This window comes from Sunxiuqinia elliptica (genome assembly GCF_900113005.1).
GTDB lineage: Bacteria > Bacteroidota > Bacteroidia > Bacteroidales > Prolixibacteraceae > Sunxiuqinia > Sunxiuqinia elliptica.
Window position 1 is genome coordinate 26,989 of the sequence record NZ_FONW01000011.1, and the last position, 26,211, is coordinate 53,199.

The following is a 26,211-nucleotide window of genomic DNA, read 5'->3' on the forward strand; positions in this document are numbered from 1 at the left end:
TTTAATGTTTAATATTCAACTTAAGATATAATGAAAAAGGACTGGTTAGGTAGTATTTTACTTATTGCAATAACTGCATCCATTATTTTCCTTCTGTTTTCTCCCGTCTTAAAACATCCGAATGGTTTTTTATTTTCAAAATCGGTTGACCCCTTAAAAAGCTATTACAATTTTTCCTACTACCTAAAGTACGATTCAGGTATCCGCCATGATGGCATCAACTACCCTTACGGTGATCATTTACAATACATCAATTCGCACCCCATTTATGTCACGGTCCTTAAATTCGTCGATAAGCACATTTATCCGATTGCTGATTATGGAGTTGGCATTTTGAACTTAACAATGATCCTTTCATTTTTGATTGGAATGCCCCTACTGTACCTGATTTTAAGACGTTTTAAGCTACCAGCCTGGTACGCGTTTATAACAGCCCTGCTCATCGGTTTTCTAACACCTCAGTTTGACCGAATACATGGGCATTTTGAAATGGTTTATTGGTTTTTTATTCCCTTGTTTTGGTACTTGCTCATCCGCTACCGGGAGCAAAAGAAGCCCGTTTTATGGGGAATTTGCTTGCTCCTTTCGGGAATTATCGGAGGATTCATCAGTGCTTATTTTGTCGCATTTTATGCGATCCTATTAATCGGCGTTCTTATAGCAGATCTGTGGTTTGCCCGAAAACACTTAAAACCTCAGCTAAAATCATTTGCTTACTTATTTGCTTTGGCTGTCATTCCCATTTTGGCCGTGAAAGGCCTAGTGGGACTAACCGACTGGGTTAGTGATCGGCCAACTAATCCCTACGGATTCTATGTCTATCATGCCAATGTCTTCAGTATATTTTTACCATCAGAATTTCCATTGAAGGGATTTTTATCCAAGTATCTGGACTTAAGCTTCCAGTGGGAAGGCCGAGCTTTTGTTGGCACTCCCGCCACCATTATTGCCTGCATCCTGATCCTTATCGCCCCCATTGCCTGGCTAAGTCGCAAAAAACCTGACTGGAGTTTTTTCTTTCAGGACAAGAGTTACCAACCATACCTCCTCGCCGGAACATTAATTCTACTTTTTTCCATGTGTTTCCCGTTTAAATGGGGCTTTGGTTTTTTACTGGATCTGCTTCCTCCGGTTAAGCAATTCCGCGCGTTGGGACGTTTTTCATGGCTCTTTTATTACATTTTCACTGTTTATTCAGCATTGATCATTTTCCATTTTTTTAAGAACCTAAAGGCCCAAAAACGACGAATTTTGGCCTATTCCGTTTTAGTCGCCGTGTTTTTATCCTGGGGATTCAGTGCAAAATACAATGTCGATCGAGGAACTCGAGGCTTATTCAATGTAAATGATAAATTGAGTTCCAATCATGACGATTTTTTAAATCGTTTTGTTGAAACGAAGGTTGATGTAAACCAATTTCAGGCGATTTTTGCCCTCCCCTTTGCCAGTACCTGTGGCGATAAACTTCTTTTTGAGCATGGCATGACCGCTTTAGGTGAAGCGATGAAATGCTCCTACCACACGGGCATTCCTTTGGTACAAAGTTTCTCTCCCCGCTTATCATTTACTCAAGCTTTAAGCAGCATTCAATTATTAGCTGACTCGGCAATACAAAAAAGCCGCCTGGATGATATGAATGATAAGCCCCTTCTACTGATAACCACCAAACAGGAACTAAATGAACAGGAAAACTGGCTGGTTTCTCAGGCGACCAAGTTTTGGGAAGACCAATACATTACCATGAGTATTCTTCCAGTTCAGGTTTTAAAAACAAGCCATCAAAACTGGAAAAAACATGCCCTTGAGCTAAGTCATAAACTGGATTGCCCTCAAGAGCTTTGTACTGATACGCTGTCGGACTTAATCTACTACAATGGATTTGAGCAATTACCAGCAAAAAATACCTTCACCGGAGAAGGGGCAATGTATCAGCGTCGAGGCACGATGGAAGTGCTGAACCAAACATTGCCGATAAATTCTGGCCTTGCAGACTTGTCCTTTTGGCTCTACTTTGACACCCGGCATTATGATATGCCTCAACCGACCCTTACGATATGGGACCAAGCAGGAAATCAAATTTTGAAACAAAAACTGAATAACCGCCAAAACCATAATGTTTACCACAATTGGGTGCGCATTTCAACGCAATTCGAAGCTCATCCCAACTATCGGTACCAGCTCACGGTAAAAGGGAAATATACCTGTATTGATGATCTTTTAATAAAACCACTAAAATCAAATGTTCTCATCAAGAAAGAGAATCAGCAGAACTTAGTCAACAACTTCATTTTGCAATAACTATTCGCATTCAAACTAAAAAGCGAAAACACTTGTTTAAACAAGCTTTACCTGTATGATTAAGGTTTTGAAATTTCAACTGATCGGTTAACTTTGAAAAAAAACGACTCAATGGCTAAATCGCTTGTAAATTCGAATGCTAAGTTTGGGACTATGCCGGTTTTTCTAACGGCTTTATCCACTATTTTGGGAGCTATTTTGTTTCTTCGTTTTGGCTGGGCTGTTGGTCAGGTTGGCTTCTGGGGAGTGATTGGCATCATCATAATAGGGCACATCATAACTATTCCGACAGCTTTTGCTGTTGCCGAAATAGCCACCAACCAACGCGTACAGGGCGGTGGAGCTTATTACATCATATCGCGATCATTCGGATTAAATATTGGCGGAGCTATTGGGCTTGCGCTTTTCTTTTCGCAGGCAATTTCAGTAGCCTTCTATGTCATTGCCTTTGGCGAAGCATTTGAGCCACTCATCAACTATCTTAACGATCATTACCAGTTAGGGATTGAAGATCGGCGTTGGATTTCCTTACCATCTATGGGGATTCTTTCGTTGATCATTCTGACCAAGGGAGCCAACATGGGCATGAAAGCCCTTTACCTGGTGGTAACTATTTTGCTATTTTCATTGCTGTTTTTCTTTGCCGGCGATTCTCCCATCAAGCCTCATGAGGTTCATTTTCATTCTCATGTTCCCGACAACCTGAATTTCTTCTTTGTTTTTACCATTATCTTTCCTGCTTTTACCGGGCTCGCGGCAGGACTAGGTCTTTCAGGAGATTTAAAAGACCCCAAAAAATCAATTCCGCGGGGAACCTTGTGGGCAACCATTGCCGGTATGTTGGTTTATATTGCTGCTGCTTATAAGTTTACCATCTCGGCAAGCCCCGAAGACTTGGTTGCCGACCAACTCATTATGCAACGTATTTCGGCTTGGGGCCCCATTATCCCAATTGGGCTGGCTGCTGCTTCATTAAGCTCTGCGCTCGGGTCAATCATGGTGGCACCACGCACCTTGCAAGCGATTGGCTACGATGACATTTTCCCCCAGAAATGGCTTAACCGATGGTTTGCCAAGGGAACTAAAACAAATAACGAGCCCATCAACGGCTCCATCGTCACCATTATCATCGCCTTTTTCTTTATCCTTATTGGCGATATTAACTTTGTGGCGCAAATCATCTCCATGTTTTTCATGGTAACCTATGCCGCTATTTGTATGGTTTCTTTTCTGGAGCACTTTGCAGCCGATCCTGCTTACCGGCCTACATTTCGCAGCAAATGGTACATTTCGTTAATTGGAGCCATCTTTTCCTTCTGGATCATGTTTCAGATGAACGCCATTTATGCCGCCTTTTCTATCATCATCATGGCAATGATCTACTTTGCAATCACTTATCACAGTAATGAAAGGCGAGGATTAAACAAATTGTTTCGGGGCGTAGTTTTTCAGATGAGCCGTCAATTACAGATTTTTGCTCAGCGAGCCGACAAAGAAGATCGCGAAGTAAGCTGGCGTCCTTTTGGAGTCTGCATTTCGCACGACACCTTCAAACGACGGAGCGCTTTTGACGTTATGCGATGGATCTCTTACAAGTATGGCTTTGGCACTTACATTCACTTCATCAAAGGTTATTTGAATGAAGGAACAACTGAAGCCTCCAAAGAATCGCTAAAAAGATTAATCAACCTGGCACATGGCAGTAAAAACAGGGTTTACCTGGATACCATCATATCTCCCTCCTACACTTCAGCCATTGCGCAGGTCGTCCAGTTATCAGGCATTTCCGGAAAAGGAAATAACCTAATCCTTTTTGAGTTTTCACGCACAGAGCCGGAAACCCTGCAAGAGATTCTGCCCAACTATAAGATGATCGAATCGGCTGGCTTCGATGTATGTATTCTGAATACTTCCTACAAAAGCTTTGGCTATAAGCGGGAGCTGCATATTTGGATTAGACCGGATGATTTCGAGAATGCCAACCTCATGATTTTGCTGGGCTATATCATTCTGGGACATCCGGACTGGAAAAAAGGACTGATCAAAATTTTTGCTCTTTTTCCTGAAGAACATGTCGTTGATAAGCGACAACAATTGCTGGATCTGGTAAAAGAAGGAAGGCTTCCGATTAGCCCATCCAATATCGAAATGGTTCCCTACGAAAAGCACACGCAAAAGCAAGTTGTATCCTCTTATTCACAAGATGCAGACCTCACTCTTATTGGGTTTAGAAATGAGATGCTTAAAGGTAGTCTGGAGTTCTTTGAAGGCTACAACGACCTTGGTAATATTTTGTTTGTTAGTGCCAATAAGGCTAAGGATATCGAATAATTCCAAAGAATTCCTTTTATATTTGGAGGTTTAAACAAAACCACGAAGGAATGACAAAACGTATCGCTATATTTCCAGGGTCATTTGATCCGTTTACAATTGGCCATGAAAGTATTGTTCGCCGGGCACTTCCTATGTTTGATAAAATCATCATCATGATTGGTTTTAATTCTAACAAGCAATCTTTCTTTCCATTAGAAAAACGCTTGAAATGGATTAACCAGATTTTTGAAGATGAACCTAAAGTGGAAATTCAAAGTCATGAGGGACTAACGGTTGATTTCTGCAAGCAAGTTAATGCGAATTACATTTTAAGGGGATTACGTACCTCTGCAGATTTCGAATACGAGCGTGCCATCGCCCAGGTCAATAAAAAAATGCACCCTGAACTGGAGACCGTTTTCCTTCTGACAATGCCAGAGCACACTCCTGTCAATTCATCAATCGTTCGCGATATTATTTTGCACGGAGGAGATGCCAGCATGTTTTTACCCCAAAAACTAAACATGGATGAATTTAAAAAAGATGAAGCTTAAAACCCTCCTTCTTTTTTTTGTTGTAGCATTATCGCTTCAAGTCATTGCTCAGTCACCACAGTCGGTAATCATAACCGGGACAGCTCCTGACTACCGCAATTACGAAATTCAGCTTTACCGCTACGCTGACGCTATTTCCAAAACAAAAAAACTTGTTAGCACGATAAACATTGATGCTGAAGGCTACTTTCATTCCACAGCCAAACTAAGTGCGACGACCTATTGTTTTGCAGATTTTGATGCTTACCGAGCGTTTATCTACCTTGAACCAGGCAAAGAATATGAGTTGGTTTTTCCGCCGTTGAAACAAATACCTGCCAGCCAAAAACGAAATCCTTTCTTTCAGGCCGAGGAAACAGCCTTTGCGTTAAAAAACAGTTCTGCTGATGATTTAAATCGGCAAATTCAACAATTTGAACTGGCTTATTTGAAAGAAGAAAGTCGCTATTTCAACCAAATTTTCAACCTACAATCCAAAGCGGCGGTCGATTCATTAAAGGCAAACCTGTCTAAACAATTTTCGCAATCCAACAATACTTATTTTAACCAATACCTATTTTACCGGACGGCATTTGCTGAATATGCGCTGCATCAAGGGCAATCTGAATCATTTGTCCGGAACTATTTTATTGGCCATCAGCCCGACTTGCTCATTCCGTCCTGCCACCGGCTGTTTCACCAGCTTTTTAATGACTATTTCACTTTTGAAAGTAACCAAATTCGAGGAACAGAGTTTAAACGGCTCGTTGCCCGGGCAGATTTGAATGGCATTGAGGCCTATTTTGCAAACAAAAAGCAATGGAATACCAACTTGAGTCAGCTCGTTATTCTTCAATCCATCCACGATGCGTATTCTCAAGGCCAGTTTTCGCAGGGAAGTTTACTTCGCCTACTCGACACCATTGGAGCAAGCACTTGGCCCACGGATAAAAAACAGATTGCCAAACGATTGAAGGAAAGACTTACTTATCTTAAAGCAGGAAGTGACGCTCCAACCATTAAGCTCACTGATTTTTCAGGAGTAAGCCAACCACTAAGCAGTTTCAAAGGCAAATACATTTACCTGAATTTCACACGGGTGGCCAATCCGATTTGTCGCCAACACCTTGATCAGCTTAAACAAGCAGGTGACCTTCTGAAACAACAGGTTCAAATATTAAACTTGATTTTACCCGAAGAAGCCAGCAAAAAAGAACTGATCCTACAACAAAACTGGCCTGGTGAGTTCTTCATCATCGACGAGCAAGCTGCGGATACCTATCGGGTAACCACACTTCCAATGGCCTACCTGATTGATCCATCGGGTAAACTAGCCATGTCTCCGGCTCCCAATCCGCTTGATGGCTTCGAGCAACAGTTTTTAAACCTGCTGAAGCAAAACCGACTTAACGAATTGCGCCAGCAAGGAAAGTAAAATTGGACTTTTGATTTTTGGATAACAGACGCTCAGATCTTCAGACGATTTGAAACAAGTTCAAACTATTTCAAACAACTTCGAACAGCTAAAACAAACCGATAGAAACAACAGGAACCGCAGAAACCCAATTGATACATTTCGAGTTCAGGAACTAATTTCAATAGCTTGTCCCATATAATGACCCAGAAGCTCTTTCAAGTTCCCGAAAGTGTTCCTATAAACCATTTCTAGTTGACTTGGCGTAAGCCAGCAAACCTCCTCGATTTGCTCTTCGGTTTGCGGAGCAAGCTTTTCATTGCCTGCATAGCTCATCTCAAACCAATGTGTTTCCTTCAACACCCAATTGTTCGTCTCTTTAATGTATGGAGACCGATAGATATGAAAAGTTGAAGGAAGCTTTTTAACCACCTGCAAAGCATGAATTCCACATTCTTCTTCCACCTCACGAACGGCAGCCAAGTCAGGAGTCTCTCCTTGCTCTATTTTGCCCTTTGGAAGATCCCACTTACCAAACCGTTTGATAAAAAGTAATTTACCATTGGCATTTCGAACAATTCCCCCAGCTGCATCAATTCGCGTTAACTGCTCCCGCAAAAAGCTCAGCAAATCGACTTTTTTTGAGCTAAGAAACAGTTTTACAACACATTCAGTTTTTTCAAGTTTTGAAAGCATCAAAAAAAGCGTTTCAACATCTTCTATTTCAACGAATTGATCAATGTTATCTTTTAATGAATTCTTAATTTTAGGGTTCCAAAGTAGCTGGTGGTCATTGAAAAAAACTTTGTACATTTGTCGTTAAATTCAGTTATAAACTTTTAAGATTATGCAAGACATTCATGTTGAGGTAACCAAAAAACTCGTACAAATAAACACAATAAAAATCCAACCATCAAACCCATTCACCTGGGCTTCAGGATGGAAAGCTCCTATTTATTGTGACAACAGGAAGTTGTTATCCTACCCGGAAGCTCGTACGTACGTGCGTGATCAGTTTGTCAAGCTGATTCGTGAAAAATATCCCGAAGCAGAAGTGATTGCCGGAGTTGCAACAGGAGCCATCGCTCATGGAATGTTGGTTGCGCAAGAATTGGGATTGCCGTTCATCTACGTTCGTTCAAAACCGAAAGATCACGGTTTAGAAAACCTAATTGAAGGTGATTTGAAAGCTTCTCAAAAGGTTGTTATTATTGAAGACCTCGTTTCAACAGGAGTGAGCAGTTTAAAAGCTGCCGAAGCTATTGCCAACTTTGGAGGTGATATTTTAGGAATGATGGCTATTTTCACTTACAACTTCCCAGTTGCGAAAGAGAACTTTGAAAAAGCTGGTATTGAGCTAACAACACTTAGCCGCTACAAAACGTTGATTCAAGTAGCACTTGAGTCGGGTGAAGTTCAAGAGTCGCAAGTAGAGTCATTAAACAAATGGCGTGAAGACCCAGCAAACTGGGGAAAATAATTTGATTATTTTTGTACCACATATTTTCATTCCCCGGAGCTTTTCCGGGGATTTTTTTTGATTAAACAAACTTTATGGGACTAAGCAAATACACCAGCGATATTCATTATATCGAACAAAATCAGGAAGTCGTTTTCAATTTCCTTTCAAATTTCGAGAACCTTTCGCAATACGTTAATGAAAGCTTACTTGAACAGGTCACCAAACAGGTACCTCAAATAAAAGTTTCTGATTTTGAATCTGACGCTGACTCCTGCCGGTTTAACATCAGTGGTTTGGGCGAAGCTGAAATACGGATTGTCGAACGGGAACCGCATAAAACCATCAAAGTAACCAGCAGCGGCAAACTTCCAATGGAATTTACCTTCTGGATTCAACTCTTGCCTGTCACTCCCTATCAAACTAAAATGAAGTTGACCTTGCATGCAGAAATGGGAATGATGATTAAAATGATGGTTGGAAACAAACTGGAGAAAGGCGTTAACCAATTGGCCGAGATGCTGACGAAGCTTCCTTACCGCTAGTAGCAAATACAATTTCAAAAAAAAATTAGGTTAATCCAGAAACCCAAAGGCCTGCTATTCTGTTTACAATAACAATTAGCAAAATAAACAGTCATGGAATTATTCAGCCAAGAAGATAAAATGTCCTCCTTAATTAGTCGGAACTACACGTTGCTGCCGGTCATTAACCGCTTTGGTATTCGACTAGGATTTAAGGAAAAAACAATAGCCGAGGTCTGTCGTGAAAATGACATTAATACCGACTTTTTTCTGGCTATCGTCAACACTTACACCGATGAAAATTATTTTCCCGAAGCTGAGCTACTTTCCTTTTCGCCAGTTCTGCTGATTGACTATTTGAAAAATACACATCGCTATTACATTGAGTACGTATTGCCCAAAATTGAGCAGCTCCTGAACCAGGTGCTTTTGAGCTGCAAAGACAATTGTTCGAGCCTAAAAATGATTAGCACCTTCTATCAAAAATACAAAGCAGAGTTGCTTTTACATTTACAGTTGGAAGATGAAAAAGTATTCCCTTACATCATCGATTTGTATAAGCATAAAAAGCTAAACACAAATGGCTCATCCATTGAAGTAATCGAAAATGAGCACACTAATGTCGAAGTAAAGCTAAGCGACCTGAAAAGTCTCATCATTCGTCATATGCCTCCAAATTATGACGACAATACCATGAATGAGTTCTTAACAGCCTTGTTTCAGTTTGAAAATGATTTGAACGACCACGCCCGCATCGAAGATCACATCCTGATTACCCAAGTGCTGGAATTTGAAAAGGAGTTAAGAAAATGAAAGAGAACGTTTTCATAATTCACCGGTCAGAAATTATCCGCAAAGGACTAGCGCTTATTCTTCAGGAATATTTCAAAATGGAAATTACCCAATTGAATTCCGCCAAAGACCTTAGTTCATTTGCTGGAATTTCAAACAGCACCACCATCCTGATTCTTGAAGCTGGCGTTGAGCAAAATACCAAAGCCATTGAACAACTTCAGAAGAACAACGATGTGTTCCTTGTTGGATTCTTTTCCGAAACAATCAATGAATCAGCTGGAGTACAGTACGACTATCACTTGACGCAATATTCATCCGCTATTCAAATTCAGAAACTGATTCAGGTTATTCGTCAAGCAGGCAGCAAGCAGAAAAATCACTTACTTGAAAACGGCGAACTAACATCGCGAGAGAAAGATGTAATCAAGTTAATTGCCTTAGGATTAGCGAATAAAGAAATTGCCGACAAACTATTCATTAGTATCCACACCGTTATTTCTCACCGGAAAAACATTACCGAAAAGTTAGGCATCAAATCCATATCGGGGCTAACCGTTTATGCCATTATGAACAACCTGCTCGACATTCAGGATATCAACCCGGAAGAGCTCATCTAAGTCAACGAAAATCCCAACAACTGGGGATGGACATGCCCGCTTTTTCTTTTCAACTTTGTCAACACACACAAAGTATGGCAAATGATGAAAAAGAGCTGTCCAAACGGACAAATATATCGATGCAACGCCTGTAAAAAGTTACATCTTGAATACGGCAATCTCGGCTTGGACTTTCCATCTCCCGAAAAGCTCGTTGAATTTAAAAGCTACCTAAAAACCGTTCATGCAAATCATTTCGAACATGAAGTTAAAAGCAATAACCAACGTCGGAAACTTCTGATTCCGTTTGCCAATATGCCGGTGAAACTACTGCTTTCTGACACGGAAATTGTAGAGCTCATTGATTTACTAAATGACTTTATGGACTTACTCTCACGATCTGAATATACAGGCAGTAATTTTAAAAACAGCCAACTTGCCTGGGATCTGAGTAAATTCACCTTAAATTAGGGACGCCAAGAATTTACAGGAGACCATTCGCAATTTTTTTTTCCAATCATTTCAACTTAATTTGCAAGCAAGCAGGAAAATGAGCAATTTATTTCCTGTTATCAATTAAGTTGTGTGCCGGATGAAGACTCCAATTATTTCTTCTTTTGATTCGATTGATCTGTGCCAGCTATCCCAAGCCCGGCTTACCAACCGCATGGATGAGAAGTTTCTCATTCCTATGGATTGGCTGCCTTCGCTTTTACAAGCTGTTAGCACCGATTACTTCATGCTTGAAGTAAATCAGCAGCGACTTTTGAACTACCACACGCTGTATTTCGACACTCCCGATAATCAGCTTTACCTCTCCCATCATAACGGCAAACTAAATCGTTTCAAAATTAGAAAACGAAGCTACACAGAAACAGCAAGCCGCTACCTGGAAATAAAACAAAAAACAAATAAAGGTCGAACAATCAAGAAACGGATACCGAGTCATTCCGAACTCCACCAACTAAGTGTAGAGGAAAGGTCTTTTTTGCGAAAACTAGTTCCGCTTGCCCCCGATTTATTGGAAGCAAAAACAGCCAATCGGTTTCAACGCATCACCTTGGTTTGTAAAAACATGACCGAACGATGCACCATCGATCTAAATTTACAGTTTGAAAATCACCGTAGTCAAGTTGGTCATGATGCTGTTGCCATTATTGAAATCAAGCACCGGCAGCATATTCGTTCTTCAAAATTATTTCATCAGTTAGCGCAACAAGGCATTAATTCCACAAGTTTTAGTAAATATTGCATAGGCAGGGTACTCACCGAGCCCATGCTCAAAGCGAATGCTTTTAAACCTAAAATCAAACAATTGAGTAAACTAATTCAAAACTGAGTATGCTTAACATCTTATCATCAATACCGTTTTTTGAATGGATTGAGGAGATTCGATTCCTCGATATCAAGCTGATTAATATTGAAGACTTTGCGGAGCTCTTGATTCGCTTCTGCTTCAACAGCCTCATCTTACTTTTTATCATTCGCTACCTCTATGCACGCAACAGTCGACGTAAAGACTTCTTTTTTAGCTATTTTGCTGTAGGCATTACCGTCTTTTTACTTTGCTTTTTACTCGAAAGTGTCAAGCTAGAACTGGGATTTGCGTTGGGGCTTTTCGCCATCTTTGGCATCATCCGCTACCGAACAGATCCCATTCCAATCAAAGAGATGACCTACTTATTTGTAGTGATTGGCGTTTCGGTAATTAATGCACTGGCCAGCGAAAAAGTAAGCTACCTGGAACTGGTGGTCACCAATGCATTCATCGTTGGAGGGCTTTATTTGCTTGAGCGCATCCTGCGGCTTCGTCAGGAAAACGAGCTAGAAATCCGCTATGAGCGCATTGAAAACATTCATCGGATGAAAGAAAAAGAACTGTTGGACGATTTACGAACCAGAACCGGAATTGACATCAAGCGGTACGAAATTAAACGAATTGACTTTTTAAGAGACGTAGCCAACATTTCAGTGTTTTTTGATCCGACCGAACAAGCTCCACCAAAACCTACAAATAAAGAATAAAAGGCTAGCGATTGAGTAGTGATCAAACAAAATAACTAAGTAAAAGTACCAGCGAAAAGCCAACCAACGACACAATCGTCTCCATAACGGTCCACGAACGCAGGGTTTGCTTTTCGTCCATTCCCAGGTATTTTCCAACCAGCCAGAATCCGCTGTCATTAACATGCGATAAAATGGTCGATCCGGCAGCAATAGCCAAAACCAACAAGGCTTTATCAGCTTGCCCCAAATCAAAAAGACCAATTAAAGGAGCCATAATTCCTGCGGCAGTAATCATCGACACCGTAGCCGACCCTTGCACTACACGAACAACTGCAGCAATAATAAAGGCCAAAACAATGGGAGGCATGGCCGAATTAGCCAACTGCTCTGCCAACATGTCCCCCACTCCACTATCAATTAATATTTGTTTAAAAACCCCGCCGGCTCCCGTAACCAAGATAATTAAACCAGCAGGCCCCAAAGCTTTATTGGCCAACTGCATCAACTCATCTTTTTTGAAACCTCTTCGAATCCCTAAAACATACATTGCCAGCAGCGTAGAAAGAATGAGGGCAGTAAACGGATGGCCAAGCAAACGAACGATTTGATAAACGGACTCATTCTGAAGCAAGCCTTTATCGAAAAGCACTTCAGCAACAGAACTGGCTACAATTAATAACAAAGGCAAAAGAATAATCAAAATGATTGTCCGAAAGGAAGGCAGTCCCTCCTGCTCCTGATCAACAGGAGCGTCTGCAAAATAGTCAGGAGCACCCAACTTGATCTTTCCACTAATGTAACGACCAAAAACAGGGCCAGCGATAATGGCAGTGGGGATGCCAACAATAAAGCCCATAATGATAATCCAACCTAGCTGCACATCCAAAATTTCGGCAACAGCAACCGGCCCGGGGGTTGGTGGGATAAAAGCATGGGTAACCACCAAACCTGCCAATAATGGAATAGCATAGTACAAAATTGATCGTTTGGCTTGCTTGGTCAACTCATAAATAATCGGAATGAGAATAATCAAACCAACATCAAAAAAAACAGGAATCGCGACAATAAACCCAGTAAGCACCAACGCCCAGGATGCCCGCTTCTCGCCAAAGTGTTTAAGCAAGCTCTTTGCAATCGTTTGGGCACCTCCCGAAGCTTCCAACATTTGCCCAAATATTGCGCCCAGCCCAACAACAGTCGCAACAAAGCCTAAGGTATTGCCCATGCCGTCCTGCATGCTTTTCATGATTTTCGAAAAGTCCATGCCCGTAACAATGCCCACAACAATACTTACAATTAGTAAGGAAAGAAAAGCGTGAATTTTCAATTTCAGTACCAGGAAAAGTAACAGGAGAATGGCAAAGCCAATTCCTGCCAACAGAAGAATTTCGTTCATTATTTTCGTGCGTTTAGTTTGGTTATCAGTTGTTAGTCCTTCCCTGCTCTATTCCAACCGGTGCAGTCTGCTCTCTAAAAATAAGAAATGAAACCCACGAAATAAAATCTCCCTACAAATAGCTCACTTCCTTAAAATGATATTCATGCAAAGTACCATCACGTTCTTCTACTTTCAACTGGCCAATACCATTAACTCCTGTAATCTTTCCAGTATAGCGATGAGTTTCATCCCTGTAAGCATGCCATTCATTCAACCGGTACATCCTCTCATAAAATAACTGATCAAGCTTTTCGAACTCGCCGGCCTCCAGATAAGCATAAAACTCGTTCATTGCTGCTAAAATTCCCTGAAGCATCTGCTCCAAATCAAAATCACATCCCGTAAGCATTTTTAGCGAAACCGGATTTGGCGCATCTGAATAAAACTGTGCCTGATTGACATTCAGCCCAATCCCAATGATCGACTGGCTAATTTGCCCGTTCATAATTGCATTTTCAATTAGTACACCAGCGATTTTCTGATCACCAACATAAATATCATTGGGCCATTTGATTTTCACATCATCAACCAGCTGACTCAGTACCTGTTCCAAGCTCAGGCAAACAACCTTCGATAAAAGGTACTGACGATGAATATCGAGAAAAAAAGGTCTCAGCAAAATTGAAAAGCTGAGGTTCTTTCCTGGCGCGCTTTCCCAGCTATTTCCTACCTGGCCTCTGCCAGCTGTCTGCTTATATGTCAAAAAGACAGTACCCTCTTTAACTTCATTTTCACGCACTTGACGGGTGGCATAATTATTGGTACTTTCTGTACTCTCAATAAAAACAATGGGTTGACCGATAAAATGACACATTAGTTTTTTAATTTTATTGCCCATTAGTTAAACTATTTTTTTAAATTTCATGTGTTTAACTAGTAGCAAGTTAACGGAACATCTACAGAAATTGCGAAAAACAATAATTTATCTTTAATGTTATTGTAGTTCATGCTTCATTCGGGATGATCCTACAGTAAGTAAAAATGTCAAAATAAGTGAAAAAATTTATCTTTGTAGATCTAAAATAAATCTATGCAACAAACACCACAAGGAAAAGATAGGGACCAATTAATTGAGGCGATTCTGGAGGGGATTCAAAGAATTAAAGGATTAGATATTGTAAAAATAGATTTAACAAAAATCAATCACTCAGAATGCAACTACTTCATCATTTGCCACGGAAACTCGACCACCCAAGTTGATGCAATAGCCCACTCCGTTGAAAACACTGTGGAAGAAATGATTGGAGAAAGCGCCTGGCACAAAGACGGATACCAAAACTCGTTATGGGTGTTACTGGATTATGCCGATGTAATGGTACACGTCTTTCAACATGAAACACGCAAATTTTACGATTTAGAAAATCTTTGGGCTGATGCAGCCATCGAAAAAATACAAACAGAAAACTAGAAGAAATGGCAGAGAAGAACAACAAGAATAAACAACGCTCCAACTTGGGGAATTTAAAGCCAGGAGGAAAGCCTCCCAAATTTAATCCCTACTGGATTTACGGAATTGTCATCGTCATCTTTTTGGCAATTCAATACTTCAGTTTTGGAGGTGGTCCGGTAAAAACCACTTGGAATGAAGTAAGAACAACCATGCTGACGCAGCATGATATTGCTCGGATAGTCGTTGTTAACCGAGATGAAGCGCAGATATACCTAAAAGAAGACAGTTACGAGAAATATGCAGATAAGTTGAATACTGGTTTTGGAGCCCCTTCGAAATTTGGTCCTCACTTTATTTTTACCATCGGAACGGTTGAAACCTTTGAAAACAATTTAGATGAAGCTCAGGAGAACTTCGCCGAAGATCAAAAAGTAACTCCTGAATACAACAATGTCACCAACTATTTTGGAGAAATCATCAGCTGGATCCTTCCCTTCCTAATTATCATTGCCATTTGGTGGTGGATTTTCAGAAGAATGAGTAAAGGCGCTGGCGGTGCTGGTGGAGCTGGAAATATTTTTAATGTTGGAAAATCACAAGCTAAAGTTTTTGATAAAGATTCGCGCGTAAGCACAACCTTCAAAGATGTTGCCGGTCTTGCTGAAGCGAAACAAGAAGTTGAAGAAGTGGTTTCGTTTTTGAAAAGCCCTGCCAAATACACCAAATTGGGAGGTAAAATTCCGAAAGGAGCCTTGTTGGTCGGTCCTCCGGGAACGGGAAAAACGCTTCTTGCGAAAGCCGTTGCAGGCGAAGCTAACGTACCATTTTTCTCGATGTCAGGTTCTGACTTTGTTGAAATGTTTGTCGGTGTAGGAGCTTCACGTGTCCGTGACCTGTTTAAACAAGCCAAAGAAAAAGCACCATGTATCGTCTTTATTGATGAGATTGATGCAATTGGTCGTGCAAGGGGCCGGAACCCGAATATGGGCTCAAATGATGAGCGCGAAAATACACTGAACCAGCTGCTTACCGAGATGGATGGTTTCGACACCAATTCCGGAGTCATCATTTTAGCAGCAACCAACCGAGCTGATATGCTGGACCGTGCGTTGATGCGGGCAGGACGTTTTGACCGCCAAATTCATGTGGAACTGCCAGACTTGAATGAACGTGGTGAAATTTTTAAGGTTCACCTTCGTCCGATTAAACTATCAGATGAGGTTGATGCCAGCTTCTTAGCCAAACAGACTCCAGGATTCTCTGGAGCCGATATTGCCAACGTTTGTAATGAGGCAGCCCTGATTGCTGCTCGTAAAAACCGTGATAAAGTTGGTCGTCAAGACTTCCTGGATGCCGTAGATCGGATCATTGGAGGATTGGAAAAGAAAAACAAAATTATTTCCAGAGACGAGAAGAAACGCATTGCTTATCACGAGGCTGGGCACGCCACAATCAGCTGGCTACTTGAGCATGCTCACCCGCTGGTTAAGGTAACCATCGTTCCCCGCGGGAAAGCACTTGGCGCAGCCTGGTATCTTCCCGAAGAACGCTCAATTACAACCAAAGAACAGCTACTGGATGAAATGTGCTCCGCTTTAGGAGGACGTGCTGCCGAAGAAATTATCTTTAGCTCAATTTCATCCGGGGCTCAAAATGACTTGGAAAAAGTAACCAAACAGGCTTATGCCATGATCAGCATTTTCGGAATGAGTCCGAAAGTTGGAAATGTAAGTTTCTATGATTCAACCGGCCAATCTGACTTTGGATTTACAAAGCCTTATAGTGAAAAAACAGCAGAGTTAATTGACTCAGAATCTAAAGGTTTAATTGACTCTCAATATGAACGTGCCCTTCAAGTGTTAAAAGAACATAGCGAAGGTCATAAAAAGTTAGCTGAGCGTTTACTCGAAAAAGAAGTTATCTTTGGTGAAGATTTAGAAGAAATCTTTGGTAAACGACCATGGGTTAAAGACGAACTGACTGCCGAAAATCAGACAATAATGGACCCAAAACCGGAAACAGAAACTCCGGATAAGACGACTTCTGCTTAAATATTTTTAAATGAGTTCAGCAAAAGAAAACATATTAAAACGACTTCAACAAGCACAAAATACTCGGGGTAGGCAAACTGTTGCCCGCCCCGATTTTGATGCTCCAATTTATTTACCACAAGACGAAAACTTAGCGGAAAATTTCAAGACGAACCTGGAATTGGTTGGAGGTCATGTTATCCAAGTAAAAGACCAGCAAGAAATTCAATCAAACTTAAAAGAGCTGATTCAACAGGAACAATTGGATAATCTGGTATGCTTGGAACCAAAGCTACAAGAGCTTTTGGGAGATGAATTTTCGACAGCTGATTCCTTGAAAAAACTGGATAAAATTGGCACAGGAATCACCTCTTGTGAATTTTTGGTTGCCCACTTAGGATCAGTGATGGTAAGCTCGGCATCGTCTTCAGGTCGAAGAGCGCATGTTTTCCCAGAAACTCATATTGTTATCGCTCATTCAAAACAAATCGTCAATTTCCTGGACGAAGCACTGGAACAGCTTGAGAATAAATACCAAGAGGCTCTTCCTAGCATGATTACGAATATTACAGGCCCCAGCAGAACTGCCGATATTGAAAAAACATTGGTCATGGGGATGCATGGACCCAAAAAATTATTCGTACTTTTAGCTAACGAACCCTTTTAACACCCGACTATGGAAAAAGACTTAGTAGCTGTTTATTCTTCCGACCAAGAATATCAAATCCAAATTGCCCGGGAGCTTTTAGACGAAAATGGCATCGAATCATTCAGCTTGAATCAACACGATTCTGTGATCCCAAGTATTGGGCAAATTGAGCTTTACGTTCACCAAAAAAATCAACAACAAGCTGAGAAAATCTTAAAAAAGCTCAAGCATTGAAAAATTTCTTCGTCAGAACACTTACAGGAATCGCTTTTACAGGGGTTGTTGTTGGCAGCCTTTTGCTTAATGAATACACTTTTGGTATTCTTTTTTTATTTGTGCTTTTAGCTGGATTGCATGAATTTTTTAACTTTTTCAAGAATGCTGAAATTAAGCCCAACCGGATTTTAGCCTCTGTAATCGGAGGAGTCATCTTTATTGCTTTCTTTTTAATCGGGAAAGGTATTCTTCCGGAAACGACTTATTTCAGTCTAATTCCTGTTTTCCTCTTGGTTTTTATTGCAGAGCTATACCGAGGCCGTAATTTCCCTTTCGAAAATATTGCGGCAGGTGTTTTAGGGCTCATCTACATTGCGCTCCCCTTAAGCATGATCAGCCTGTTGGTTTTCTCTAACAACACCTATAGCCCTGCCCTATTGCTAGCTCTTTTTGTCATTATTTGGTCATACGATTCGGGGGCCTACCTGTTTGGGGTCACCTTAGGCAAACATCGCCTTTTTAAGCGGATCTCACCCAAAAAATCATGGGAAGGAGCAATCGGAGGAGCACTATTAGCAATCGCTGCAGCAAGCCTCATTTCGTCCTATTTTGTTCCTGAAGTTGATCTTATTCATTGGATTATTCTGGCAGTCATCACCGTAATTTCAGCAACCTATGGCGACCTGACAGAATCCCTGTTTAAAAGACAATTTAACCTGAAGGACAGCAGTAACTTTTTACCGGGACATGGGGGAATTCTAGACCGTTTTGACAGCCTATTTTTTGCAGTGCCAACCATGGTACTTTACTGGCGTATTTTCGTTTAGGCGAAAAATAAACAGGACTGGGAACGCCCTGCACAGTGTCAAGCTTTCTATAAAAATCGATGCAAAGATCTCTTTCCTTTCAAAGATCATGGATTTATTTCCTACTTTTGCACTACAGATAAATTCGCTCTGCCCGCTTGCTGGCGAGCGTATTGTTATACATTTCACATAGCAAATTATGAAATTTCATCCAGCAGGAAAATCGATTATTCGAAATACCTTACTCTTCATTATTTTAATCAATGTATTGGCTTGGTTACTGATCCCAATCAGTATTCTCAATGCCGTTATTTCCATAGCTTCACTTGTAGTATTGGTTTTAGTCTTACAATTTTTTCGTTACCCCAGTCGCCAAGTGACAGCCAACGAAAAGCATGTCATCGCCCCTGCTGATGGGAAAATTTGTGTTATTGAAGAAGTTCATGAAAACGAATACCTCAACACCACGTGCACCAAGGTTTCTATTTTCATGTCGCCTTTCAACGTCCATATCAATTGGGTTCCGGTTCCTGGACAAGTCAGTTTTTTGAAACACAAAAAAGGACATTTCTACGCTGCATTTAAGGATAAGTCAGCCGATGAAAACGAGCGCACTTGCACCGCTTTCCGAATGAAAGATGGCCGTGAAATTATGGCTAACCAAGTTGCAGGAGCCATGGCTCGACGGATACTTAATTTCTTAAAAGAAGGACAAAAAGTTACGCAAGACATGGAAATGGGCTTTATCCGATTCGGAAGTCGTGTTGATCTCTACTTACCAACCGACACCGAGCTTAAAATAAAACTGGGAGATAAGGTTACCGGATCACAAACAATCATCGGAAAATTGAGCTAATGCGACGAATCAGTGAATTATTCTTTTGGGTTCCGAATACCATTACAGCGCTGAACCTGGCTTCTGGTAGTATGGCTGTATTTTTAGGTATTGAAGGAGAACTAGGTTTGGCTGCCATTTTTATTTTGGCTGCTGCTGTTTTTGACTTTTTTGATGGAATGGCAGCCCGTCTGCTAGGGGCCTACTCCGAAATTGGGAAACAACTGGATTCACTGGCTGATCTCGTATCATTTGGGTTAGCTCCGGCAGCTATTTTATTCACGATGCTGCAACTGGCCATGTTTGGTCAAAATCAGGCGATCACATCCATTGATGCCAGTATTTTAGAATGGATTTTCCTATTATCAGCCCTTTTGGTTCCGGTTGCAGGAGCTTTCCGGTTGGCCAAGTTCAACCTGGATACCCGCCAAAGCGAAAACTTCTTGGGACTCCCAATTCCAGCCAATGCTATTTTCTATGCCTCCTTGGCACTTATTCTGCAATGGGGAAATGCTCCCGTTGTAACAAACCTCATTTTGAACCGCTTCAATTTACTCACGGCAATCGCTTTGCTCTCAGCTTTGATGATTTCAGAACTTCCCATGTTCTCGCTCAAGTTCAAACACCTGAAATGGCTAGGAAACCAAATTCGCTTTTTGTTTATTGGCCTTTGCTTGATTCTAGTCATCAGCTTAAAGCTATACGCGGTTCCATTGATCATTATTAGCTACATTTTAATATCAGCGGTTTTAAAATTGACTAATCGCTAAAGACCGAATATCAAATCATTCGCATAACAATCTGAGGCAAGTGTATTGATCAATTTGAATTGCTCAATACACTCATGCTATAAGCTGAATAACGGCAATTACAATAAAAAAGGCACGCCTAATTGGCATGCCTTCTGTTAGAATTATTTTAGGACTACTTTAGTCTTCAATTTTTTCAAAAACTGTGGTATATTTTTTCACCACAAATTTGACCAGGTGGTAAGAAGCAATTACCAAAACCGGCCATGTCAATAAATATAAAATAGAACTCCAATACATTTCAAAACAATTTAAGTGTTACGGTAAAATCTTCTCTAGTAGGCGTGAGAATCCTCTTCCAGAATCTCGTCCTCATCAATTTTCTTTGCATTCATCGCTTTCCATACCCACCAAATGTAGCCCACTACAACAGGAACTCCTAAGGATACGTAACTCATTGCAGTCAGCGTATAGTGGCTGGATGAAGAATTTTCGATTGTCAGCGAATCCTGCAAGCTAAAGTTCGAAGGATAGAATGAAGTTCCGTTTAAGCCAGCAATCAAGAACAAGGCCATTACGGCAAGCACTGTTCCTGCTCCGGAAAACCAAATACCAGAACCACTTCCTTTCAGCAAGGTAATGCCAATGCCGTATAAAACCCCCACCACACCGAGCAACAAGATAATTGCCACAACTGGCATTTGGATCAAATTATTCAGGTATTTGTAAGGTTCCATAACAACGCCATTCTCACCATAAGCATAGCCGTCCTTCAGCAATAACCAAATCAGGAAATACAAAAAGAAAACCAGGAATGGGATCGTATTGTAAAGCACCTGTTTTTTTGAACGCTCAAAAATGGCGGGACTATCTACTGAATTCATGAAATACAAAGCTCCGAGAATCCGTGCCAGGAAAAAGACGGACAAACCAAGTGCAACATTGTGGAAAGTCAGAACCGCTTCCAAACCACGATAAGGGGTTTCCCAGCTTACATTGTTCAAATCATTCAAACTAAACATGGCCCCATTAAAGAACGTGCCAACAGCTATTCCAATCAGGATAGTTCCAAAAGCTCCATTCAAAAATAAAAATACTTCATAGGTTCTGGCTCCCAAAAAATTGGAAGGTTTAGTCCGAAACTCGTAGGATACGGCCTGAATAACAAAGAAAAATAAGATTGCAAACCAAACCCAATAAGCACCACCAAACGAAGTGGCATAAAACAAGGGAAAGGATGCAAAAAAGGCGCCACCAAAAGTAACCAAGGTCGTAAAAGTGAACTCCCATTTTCGGCCCAAGGTATTGACCAGCATGGTCCGCTCATTCTCCGTTTTACCAATCGTATAAATTAAAGTTTGTCCTCCCTGAACAAAGGTTAGAAAAACAAACAGTGCTCCCAGCAGTGAAATGATCACCCACCAATACTGTTGCAATGCCAAATGTGATAAACTTTCAAACATTAGTTCTGCCCTCCTTCCATTTTAGGTCCAATTTTAATTTGACGCAGCATGATTTTAATTTCAGCGATAAGCAGAAGCGTGAAAATACCAAAGAACAACCAGAAAGTCACCTGTACGGCACTCGTGCTAATTTGCGTAACGGCCGCAACCGTTGGCATCAAATCTTGAATGACCCAAGGTTGGCGCCCAACTTCTGCCACAACCCAGCCTGCTTGCGAAGCAATATAAGCCAGCGGAATGGTCCAGATCGCCAATCGTAAAAAGCCACGCTTTTGTTCCAGCTTACCTTTAATGACATACATCAAAGCCAAGAAGAAAAACAAGATAAAGTAGAATCCTAAGCCAACCATAATATGAAAACTATAGAATGACAGAGGAACACTTGGAATTAGCATAGCCGTATCGGTAATGTAGCCATACCCGAAATAATTAAAGTAGTTTTCCTGGAAATCAGGCGACATAAACTCCGTTTTCAACTGTTCAGCCAACTGCTCATCACCTGCTTTCTTGGCTTCTTTGAAATCCTTCAATTTAGCCATGGCGATTTTTCCACGCTCAATTTTTTCGTCAGCCGACATGTAACCGTAAGCCTCATTACCATCAATCAAATCGTTGATTCCTGGCACAAAGGCATTCCAGTCCATGTAAGCCATGTAAGATAAAACATTGGGGATCTCAATTTTCATATTGAAATCAAGCAAGTTTTCATTCGATGGGTCAGTCTCCGAAGTCGACATAAACCCCAAAGCAATAAGTCCTGCCCCTTCGCTTCCGTTGTACAAACCTTCGAAAGCGGCAAACTTCATGGGTTGCTTCTGAGCCACATCCCTGGCTGAGCTATCGCCTGTAAAGGCCAGATAAACCGACGAAAGAAGCCCAAAAACGGCAGCGACCGCAATACTTTTCCGGGCAAAAACCAAATGACGCTTTTTCAGGATAAACCAGGCCGAAATCCCAATCACAAAAATGGAGGCCAGCACAAAGCCTGAGGAGGTTGTGTGTGTGAATTTATAAATTGCTGTTGGCGAAAACAGGACATCCCAAAAGCTGACCATTTCATTACGAGCCGTTTCCGGGTTAAACTGCATCCCCACCGGATTTTGCATCCAGGCGTTGGCCACCAAAATCCAAAGTGCTGATAAACTGGCGCCAATGGCTGTAAACCACGTAGCCAGCAAGTGCACTTTCTTGCTCACTTTATTCCAGCCAAAAAACATCACAGCAATAAAAGTCGACTCCATGAAAAAGGCAAAAATACCTTCAATAGCAAGAGGAGCCCCAAAAATATCGCCCACAAACCAGGAATAATTGGACCAATTGGTTCCAAACTCAAACTCCAGAATAATTCCGGTAGCCACACCGATGGCAAAATTGATCCCAAATAATACCATCCAAAACTTGGTGATTTTCTTCCATTCCACATTTCCGGTTTTGACGTACAGTGTCTCCATAATGGCGATAATCACCGTCAATCCCAATGTTAAAGGAACAAAAACCCAATGATACATGGCTGTTAACGCAAACTGCGCGCGCGACCAATTGACTAAAGATAAGTCGATAGCTTCTAACATTGATTTTTTATTTAATTGGTTCTACTAAATTTTCCAGCACATGATTGCCTCGTTCTTCATCGGTCTCAAAATTGGTTTTCAAAAAATTGGGGAAGAAAAACAACTTCAAAACAAAAAACATAATGAACAACTTAATAAAGATGATCAACCATACTTGTCGCCCCCATTTACCCATATTGCGAAATCCATCGTAATACAAACTCCAAACCCGTGAAAACAATCCTTTCTTCATCTTGAATAACTTTACAATTTCATGAAACAAGACCAATTATTACAGTTAAAAATCGGTCTTCTCATACAAAATCATCGAATCAAATTTCGTCATCAATTCCATATAAACAAATTTTATTTTGTTTAATTCATAGAATTGACGAACAAATTAATAAATTCCAAAACAACATACTAATCTTGATTGTTGATGAATTTTAGCAGAATCTATTTGCGAAATAAATACCTTTTTATCGTTAATCAGATAAAACTTACTGAGCCTTTTCTTGTTAATCGTTGTTCGTGCTGCTGATTTTTTTTCAAGCTGGTTGCTTCCTAAAATCAATAGCCAAATTTTGAATTCAAGAAAAGATCGATATCCGGCTTTTTTTGCAACCTTTAAACGTCCAAAGTGTTCTAGTCAGAAAAATCAATCAACCTAAAAATTTCTGATTTTGAAAAAAGAAGAGCAAGCCTGCATTCATTGCGGTGAAAATTGTGGTCCTGTTCCAATTATTTGGAACCAGAAACCTTTTTGTTGCCAGGGATGTCAAACCGTTTACCAGCTGTTGAACGAAAATCAGATGACGCAATATTATTCGATTGCGGATGCCCCAGGCATCAAGCTGGAGAATGACCAGATTCCGTCGGAAGACAAATACGCTTTCCTCGAATTGGACGAGATCCGAACCCGTTTACTCGACTTTTCAGATGGAGGAATTTCCAAAGTGCGTTTTTTCATTCCTACGATTCACTGCGCTTCTTGCATTTGGCTGCTCGAAAACTTGCATACGCTGCACAAGGGTGTCATTCAATCTTCAGTTAACTTCCCTAAAAAAGAAGTTAGCATTACGTTCCGCGAAGAAGAGCTAAACTTGCGCAAATTGGTCGAACTGCTGGCTTCGATTCATTATGTCCCCGAAATCAGTCAGCAAACATTGGAGAAAGCCCCCAAAAGCAAGTCGAGTAAAACCTTGCTCATTAAAATTGGCATTGCCGGCTTTAGCTTTTTAAATGCCATGCTTTACCACTTTCCCCAATACCTTCCAGGAAGTGAACACCTTGAAGCAAATTTCCGCTTGGTATTTGGTTGGTTGAGCTTTTTACTGAGTCTTCCGGTGCTGTTCTATTGTGCCAGCGACTACTTTTTATCGGCTTACAAAAGCCTTCGAAAAAAGATTATCAGTATTGATTTGCCCATTGCACTGGGTCTGATCACCTTATTTCTGCAGAGTACGCTTGAGCTGATTACCGATCAAGGCATTGGCTATTTTGACTCGCTCACTGGCTTGGTATTTTTCCTGTTAATTGGAAAATGGTATCAGAGCATCACTTACGAAGCGCTGACTTTTGAACGAAACTACAAATCCTATTTCCCCGTGGCTGTTACCAAGCTGACGGAGGCGGGCAATACCACCATCCCCCTGGATCAGCTAAAAGCCGGCGACCGCATTCTGGTTCGGAACCAGGAACTCATTCCGGCCGATGCCACCCTTGAAAAAGGCAATGCCAGTATCGACTACAGTTTCGTTACCGGCGAGTCGGTACCCGTTGGGAAAAATGTGGGCGATTTTGTTTTTGCCGGAGGACGCCAGATGGGAAGTGCGATTGAGTTGTTGGTTCAAAAAGAAGTTGAACAAAGTTACCTCACCCAGCTTTGGAACCAAGATTATGAAAACACTAATAACTCGGCTCCCATGTCAAGCGTTATCAACAAGGTCAGCCAATACTTTACGGCAACCATCATTACCATCGCTTTGGGAGCTGCGTTGTACTGGAATTTCAACGACTCATCCAAAGCTCTCTTTGCTTTCACTTCGGTTTTAATTATTGCTTGTCCGTGTGCTTTGGCGCTAACGATCCCTTTTACTTTTGGGAGTACCATGCGCCAATTTGGACGACGAGGCTTTTACCTTAAAAATGCTGATGTCATTGAACAGCTCTATAAAATAAAAACCATTGTTTTTGACAAAACAGGAACCATTACCCACGCCCAATCTTCTCGCATTGATTTTAAGGGCGAACAACTTACCGAGGAACAACTCAAACTAATTCGCTCGCTGGTGTTCCATTCGACCCACCCACTCAGTAAAACCATTAGCACAACACTTGAAGCAAGCGGACGCTATGAAGTCGCTAATTTCAAAGAGTTACCTTCGCTTGGAATTACAGGCGAAGTCAATAATTCGAAACTCAATATCGGCTCCAAATATTTTGTCACCGGAGACCAGTCCGACTCCAAAGAGTTGAAAACACAGGTTTGGGTTTCCATCAACCAGCATATTTTGGGCTACTTCCAGTTCGAAAATAGCTACCGAAAAGGGCTGCAGGAAACCATTGCCCAACTAAGTTCGAATTATGAACTTCACTTAATTAGTGGCGATAACGAGTCAGAACGAAAAAACCTACTCCCGCTCTTTAAACAGGAAGCACATTTAAATTTTAACCAATCACCAACCGACAAGTTAAATTACATCAACAAGCTGCAGCAAGATGGTTCGCCTTCGTTAATGATTGGTGATGGTTTAAATGATGCTGGAGCTTTAAATGAAAGCAAGGTTGGGGTTGTTATTGCCGATAACATTTACAATTTTACGCCAGCTTGCGACGCCATTTTGCAAGCCGATAAGTTTGCATCTTTGCATCGCTTTATTCGTTTTGCCCGAAGCAGTATGAGCATCGTCCGGCAGTCGTTTCTAATTTCATTCCTTTACAATGTGGTTGGTATTTCTTTTGCTGTGCAGGGAAATCTATCACCGATCATTGCGGCCATCCTAATGCCGCTCAGTTCGGTTACGGTTGTAGCATTTGCCACATTCTCAGTCAATTTGAAAGCCAGAAAAAAACTGCTGTAAAGCTGAATCTTAAGGAGTCCCGAAAATTTTAGCTAAATTGGAAAACAAAGTTCAATCATTCTT

General features: G+C 41.1%; 25 protein-coding genes. 19 read left to right on the plus strand and 6 right to left on the minus strand.

The window, feature by feature from the left end:
- Nucleotides 1–30 precede the first annotated feature (30 nt).
- From BM156_RS16645 to BM156_RS16660, 4 genes are all read left to right on the plus strand, one after another.
- A complete protein-coding gene (locus BM156_RS16645; RefSeq protein ID WP_093921036.1) occupies nucleotides 31–2,298 on the plus strand; it encodes a DUF6311 domain-containing protein in 2,268 nt (755 codons plus the stop codon).
- 111 nt (nucleotides 2,299–2,409) lie between these two features.
- On the plus strand, nucleotides 2,410–4,629 hold the full coding sequence (locus BM156_RS16650; protein WP_093921037.1) for an APC family permease: 2,220 nt from the start codon (nucleotides 2,410–2,412) through the stop codon (nucleotides 4,627–4,629).
- A gap of 50 nt (nucleotides 4,630–4,679) precedes the next feature.
- Complete coding sequence (coaD, locus tag BM156_RS16655; protein WP_093921038.1) at nucleotides 4,680–5,165, plus strand: pantetheine-phosphate adenylyltransferase; 486 nt, start codon at nucleotides 4,680–4,682, stop codon at nucleotides 5,163–5,165.
- Nucleotides 5,155–6,579 carry a peroxiredoxin family protein gene (locus BM156_RS16660; protein ID WP_170846992.1) on the plus strand — a complete coding sequence of 475 codons (1,425 nt, stop codon included), beginning with the start codon at nucleotides 5,155–5,157 and terminating at the stop codon, nucleotides 6,577–6,579. Before coaD ends, BM156_RS16660 begins: the two co-directional genes overlap by 11 nt.
- 147 nt (nucleotides 6,580–6,726) lie before the next feature.
- Here the strand turns inward: BM156_RS16660 and BM156_RS16665 are convergent, their stop codons facing one another.
- Nucleotides 6,727–7,371, minus strand: a complete 645-nt coding sequence (locus BM156_RS16665) for an NUDIX hydrolase (RefSeq protein WP_093921040.1) — start codon at nucleotides 7,369–7,371, stop codon at nucleotides 6,727–6,729.
- A gap of 34 nt (nucleotides 7,372–7,405) precedes the next feature.
- Between BM156_RS16665 and pyrE the strand changes: the two genes are divergently transcribed.
- The 7 genes from pyrE (at nucleotide 7,406) to BM156_RS16700 (ending at nucleotide 11,957) form a co-directional block, all read left to right on the plus strand.
- Nucleotides 7,406–8,038: an orotate phosphoribosyltransferase gene (gene pyrE, locus BM156_RS16670; RefSeq protein ID WP_093921041.1), complete on the plus strand. Its 633-nt coding sequence runs from the start codon at nucleotides 7,406–7,408 to the stop codon at nucleotides 8,036–8,038.
- Between the two features lie 74 nt (nucleotides 8,039–8,112).
- Nucleotides 8,113–8,562, plus strand: a complete 450-nt coding sequence (locus BM156_RS16675; RefSeq protein ID WP_093921042.1) for an SRPBCC family protein — start codon at nucleotides 8,113–8,115, stop codon at nucleotides 8,560–8,562.
- Between the two features lie 93 nt (nucleotides 8,563–8,655).
- Nucleotides 8,656–9,354, plus strand: a complete 699-nt coding sequence (locus tag BM156_RS16680) for a hemerythrin domain-containing protein (protein ID WP_093921043.1) — start codon at nucleotides 8,656–8,658, stop codon at nucleotides 9,352–9,354.
- Nucleotides 9,351–9,953, plus strand: a complete 603-nt coding sequence (locus tag BM156_RS16685; protein WP_244525757.1) for a response regulator transcription factor — start codon at nucleotides 9,351–9,353, stop codon at nucleotides 9,951–9,953. Before BM156_RS16680 ends, BM156_RS16685 begins: the two co-directional genes overlap by 4 nt.
- Nucleotides 9,954–10,034: 81 nt before the next feature.
- A complete protein-coding gene (locus BM156_RS16690) occupies nucleotides 10,035–10,403 on the plus strand; it encodes a DUF6686 family protein (RefSeq protein WP_139218318.1) in 369 nt (122 codons plus the stop codon).
- A 121-nt stretch (nucleotides 10,404–10,524) separates the two neighbouring features.
- Nucleotides 10,525–11,271, plus strand: coding sequence for a polyphosphate polymerase domain-containing protein (locus tag BM156_RS16695; RefSeq protein WP_093921045.1), 747 nt, complete (start codon nucleotides 10,525–10,527; stop codon nucleotides 11,269–11,271).
- A 2-nt stretch (nucleotides 11,272–11,273) separates the two neighbouring features.
- Nucleotides 11,274–11,957 (plus strand): DUF4956 domain-containing protein, encoded by a 684-nt coding sequence (locus BM156_RS16700; protein ID WP_212733544.1) that lies wholly within the window; start codon nucleotides 11,274–11,276, stop codon nucleotides 11,955–11,957.
- A 22-nt stretch (nucleotides 11,958–11,979) separates the two neighbouring features.
- Here BM156_RS16700 and BM156_RS16705 read toward each other — a convergent pair whose 3' ends face one another.
- Both BM156_RS16705 and BM156_RS16710 read right to left on the minus strand, forming a co-directional pair.
- Entirely contained in the window at nucleotides 11,980–13,335 is a 1,356-nt protein-coding gene (locus BM156_RS16705) for a GntP family permease (RefSeq protein WP_093921046.1), read from the minus strand.
- A gap of 112 nt (nucleotides 13,336–13,447) precedes the next feature.
- Nucleotides 13,448–14,215, minus strand: coding sequence for a biotin--[acetyl-CoA-carboxylase] ligase (locus tag BM156_RS16710; RefSeq protein ID WP_093921047.1), 768 nt, complete (start codon nucleotides 14,213–14,215; stop codon nucleotides 13,448–13,450).
- A gap of 192 nt (nucleotides 14,216–14,407) precedes the next feature.
- Between BM156_RS16710 and rsfS the strand changes: the two genes are divergently transcribed.
- The 7 genes from rsfS (at nucleotide 14,408) to BM156_RS16745 (ending at nucleotide 20,073) form a co-directional block, all read left to right on the plus strand.
- Nucleotides 14,408–14,785: a ribosome silencing factor gene (gene rsfS / locus BM156_RS16715; protein ID WP_093921048.1), complete on the plus strand. Its 378-nt coding sequence runs from the start codon at nucleotides 14,408–14,410 to the stop codon at nucleotides 14,783–14,785.
- A gap of 5 nt (nucleotides 14,786–14,790) precedes the next feature.
- On the plus strand, nucleotides 14,791–16,818 hold the full coding sequence (ftsH, locus tag BM156_RS16720) for an ATP-dependent zinc metalloprotease FtsH (protein WP_093921049.1): 2,028 nt from the start codon (nucleotides 14,791–14,793) through the stop codon (nucleotides 16,816–16,818).
- Between the two features lie 10 nt (nucleotides 16,819–16,828).
- The gene (locus tag BM156_RS16725) at nucleotides 16,829–17,464 is read left to right on the plus strand and encodes a LutC/YkgG family protein (protein ID WP_093921050.1); all 636 of its coding nucleotides are present in this window, start codon (nucleotides 16,829–16,831) and stop codon (nucleotides 17,462–17,464) included.
- A 9-nt stretch (nucleotides 17,465–17,473) separates the two neighbouring features.
- On the plus strand, nucleotides 17,474–17,680 hold the full coding sequence (locus BM156_RS16730; protein WP_093921051.1) for a putative signal transducing protein: 207 nt from the start codon (nucleotides 17,474–17,476) through the stop codon (nucleotides 17,678–17,680).
- On the plus strand, nucleotides 17,677–18,489 hold the full coding sequence (locus tag BM156_RS16735) for a phosphatidate cytidylyltransferase (RefSeq protein WP_093921052.1): 813 nt from the start codon (nucleotides 17,677–17,679) through the stop codon (nucleotides 18,487–18,489). Before BM156_RS16730 ends, BM156_RS16735 begins: the two co-directional genes overlap by 4 nt.
- Before the next feature lie 178 nt (nucleotides 18,490–18,667).
- Entirely contained in the window at nucleotides 18,668–19,324 is a 657-nt protein-coding gene (locus BM156_RS16740; protein WP_093921053.1) for a phosphatidylserine decarboxylase family protein, read from the plus strand.
- The gene (locus BM156_RS16745; RefSeq protein ID WP_093921054.1) at nucleotides 19,324–20,073 is read left to right on the plus strand and encodes a CDP-alcohol phosphatidyltransferase family protein; all 750 of its coding nucleotides are present in this window, start codon (nucleotides 19,324–19,326) and stop codon (nucleotides 20,071–20,073) included. The genes BM156_RS16740 and BM156_RS16745 overlap by 1 nt, the downstream gene beginning before the upstream one ends.
- Nucleotides 20,074–20,387: 314 nt before the next feature.
- On the opposite strand, the gene BM156_RS16750 is transcribed toward BM156_RS16745, so the two are convergent.
- From BM156_RS16750 to BM156_RS16760, 3 genes are read right to left on the minus strand one after another with little or no spacing between them, the layout of a single operon-like run.
- A complete protein-coding gene (locus tag BM156_RS16750) occupies nucleotides 20,388–21,515 on the minus strand; it encodes a cytochrome d ubiquinol oxidase subunit II (RefSeq protein WP_093921055.1) in 1,128 nt (375 codons plus the stop codon).
- Complete coding sequence (locus tag BM156_RS16755) at nucleotides 21,515–23,086, minus strand: cytochrome ubiquinol oxidase subunit I (protein WP_093921056.1); 1,572 nt, start codon at nucleotides 23,084–23,086, stop codon at nucleotides 21,515–21,517. The genes BM156_RS16750 and BM156_RS16755 overlap by 1 nt, the downstream gene beginning before the upstream one ends.
- A gap of 7 nt (nucleotides 23,087–23,093) precedes the next feature.
- Nucleotides 23,094–23,318: a DUF4492 domain-containing protein gene (locus tag BM156_RS16760; RefSeq protein WP_093921057.1), complete on the minus strand. Its 225-nt coding sequence runs from the start codon at nucleotides 23,316–23,318 to the stop codon at nucleotides 23,094–23,096.
- A gap of 430 nt (nucleotides 23,319–23,748) precedes the next feature.
- Between BM156_RS16760 and BM156_RS16765 the strand changes: the two genes are divergently transcribed.
- Nucleotides 23,749–26,148, plus strand: a complete 2,400-nt coding sequence (locus tag BM156_RS16765; protein ID WP_212733545.1) for a heavy metal translocating P-type ATPase — start codon at nucleotides 23,749–23,751, stop codon at nucleotides 26,146–26,148.
- Nucleotides 26,149–26,211: the final 63 nt, after the last annotated feature.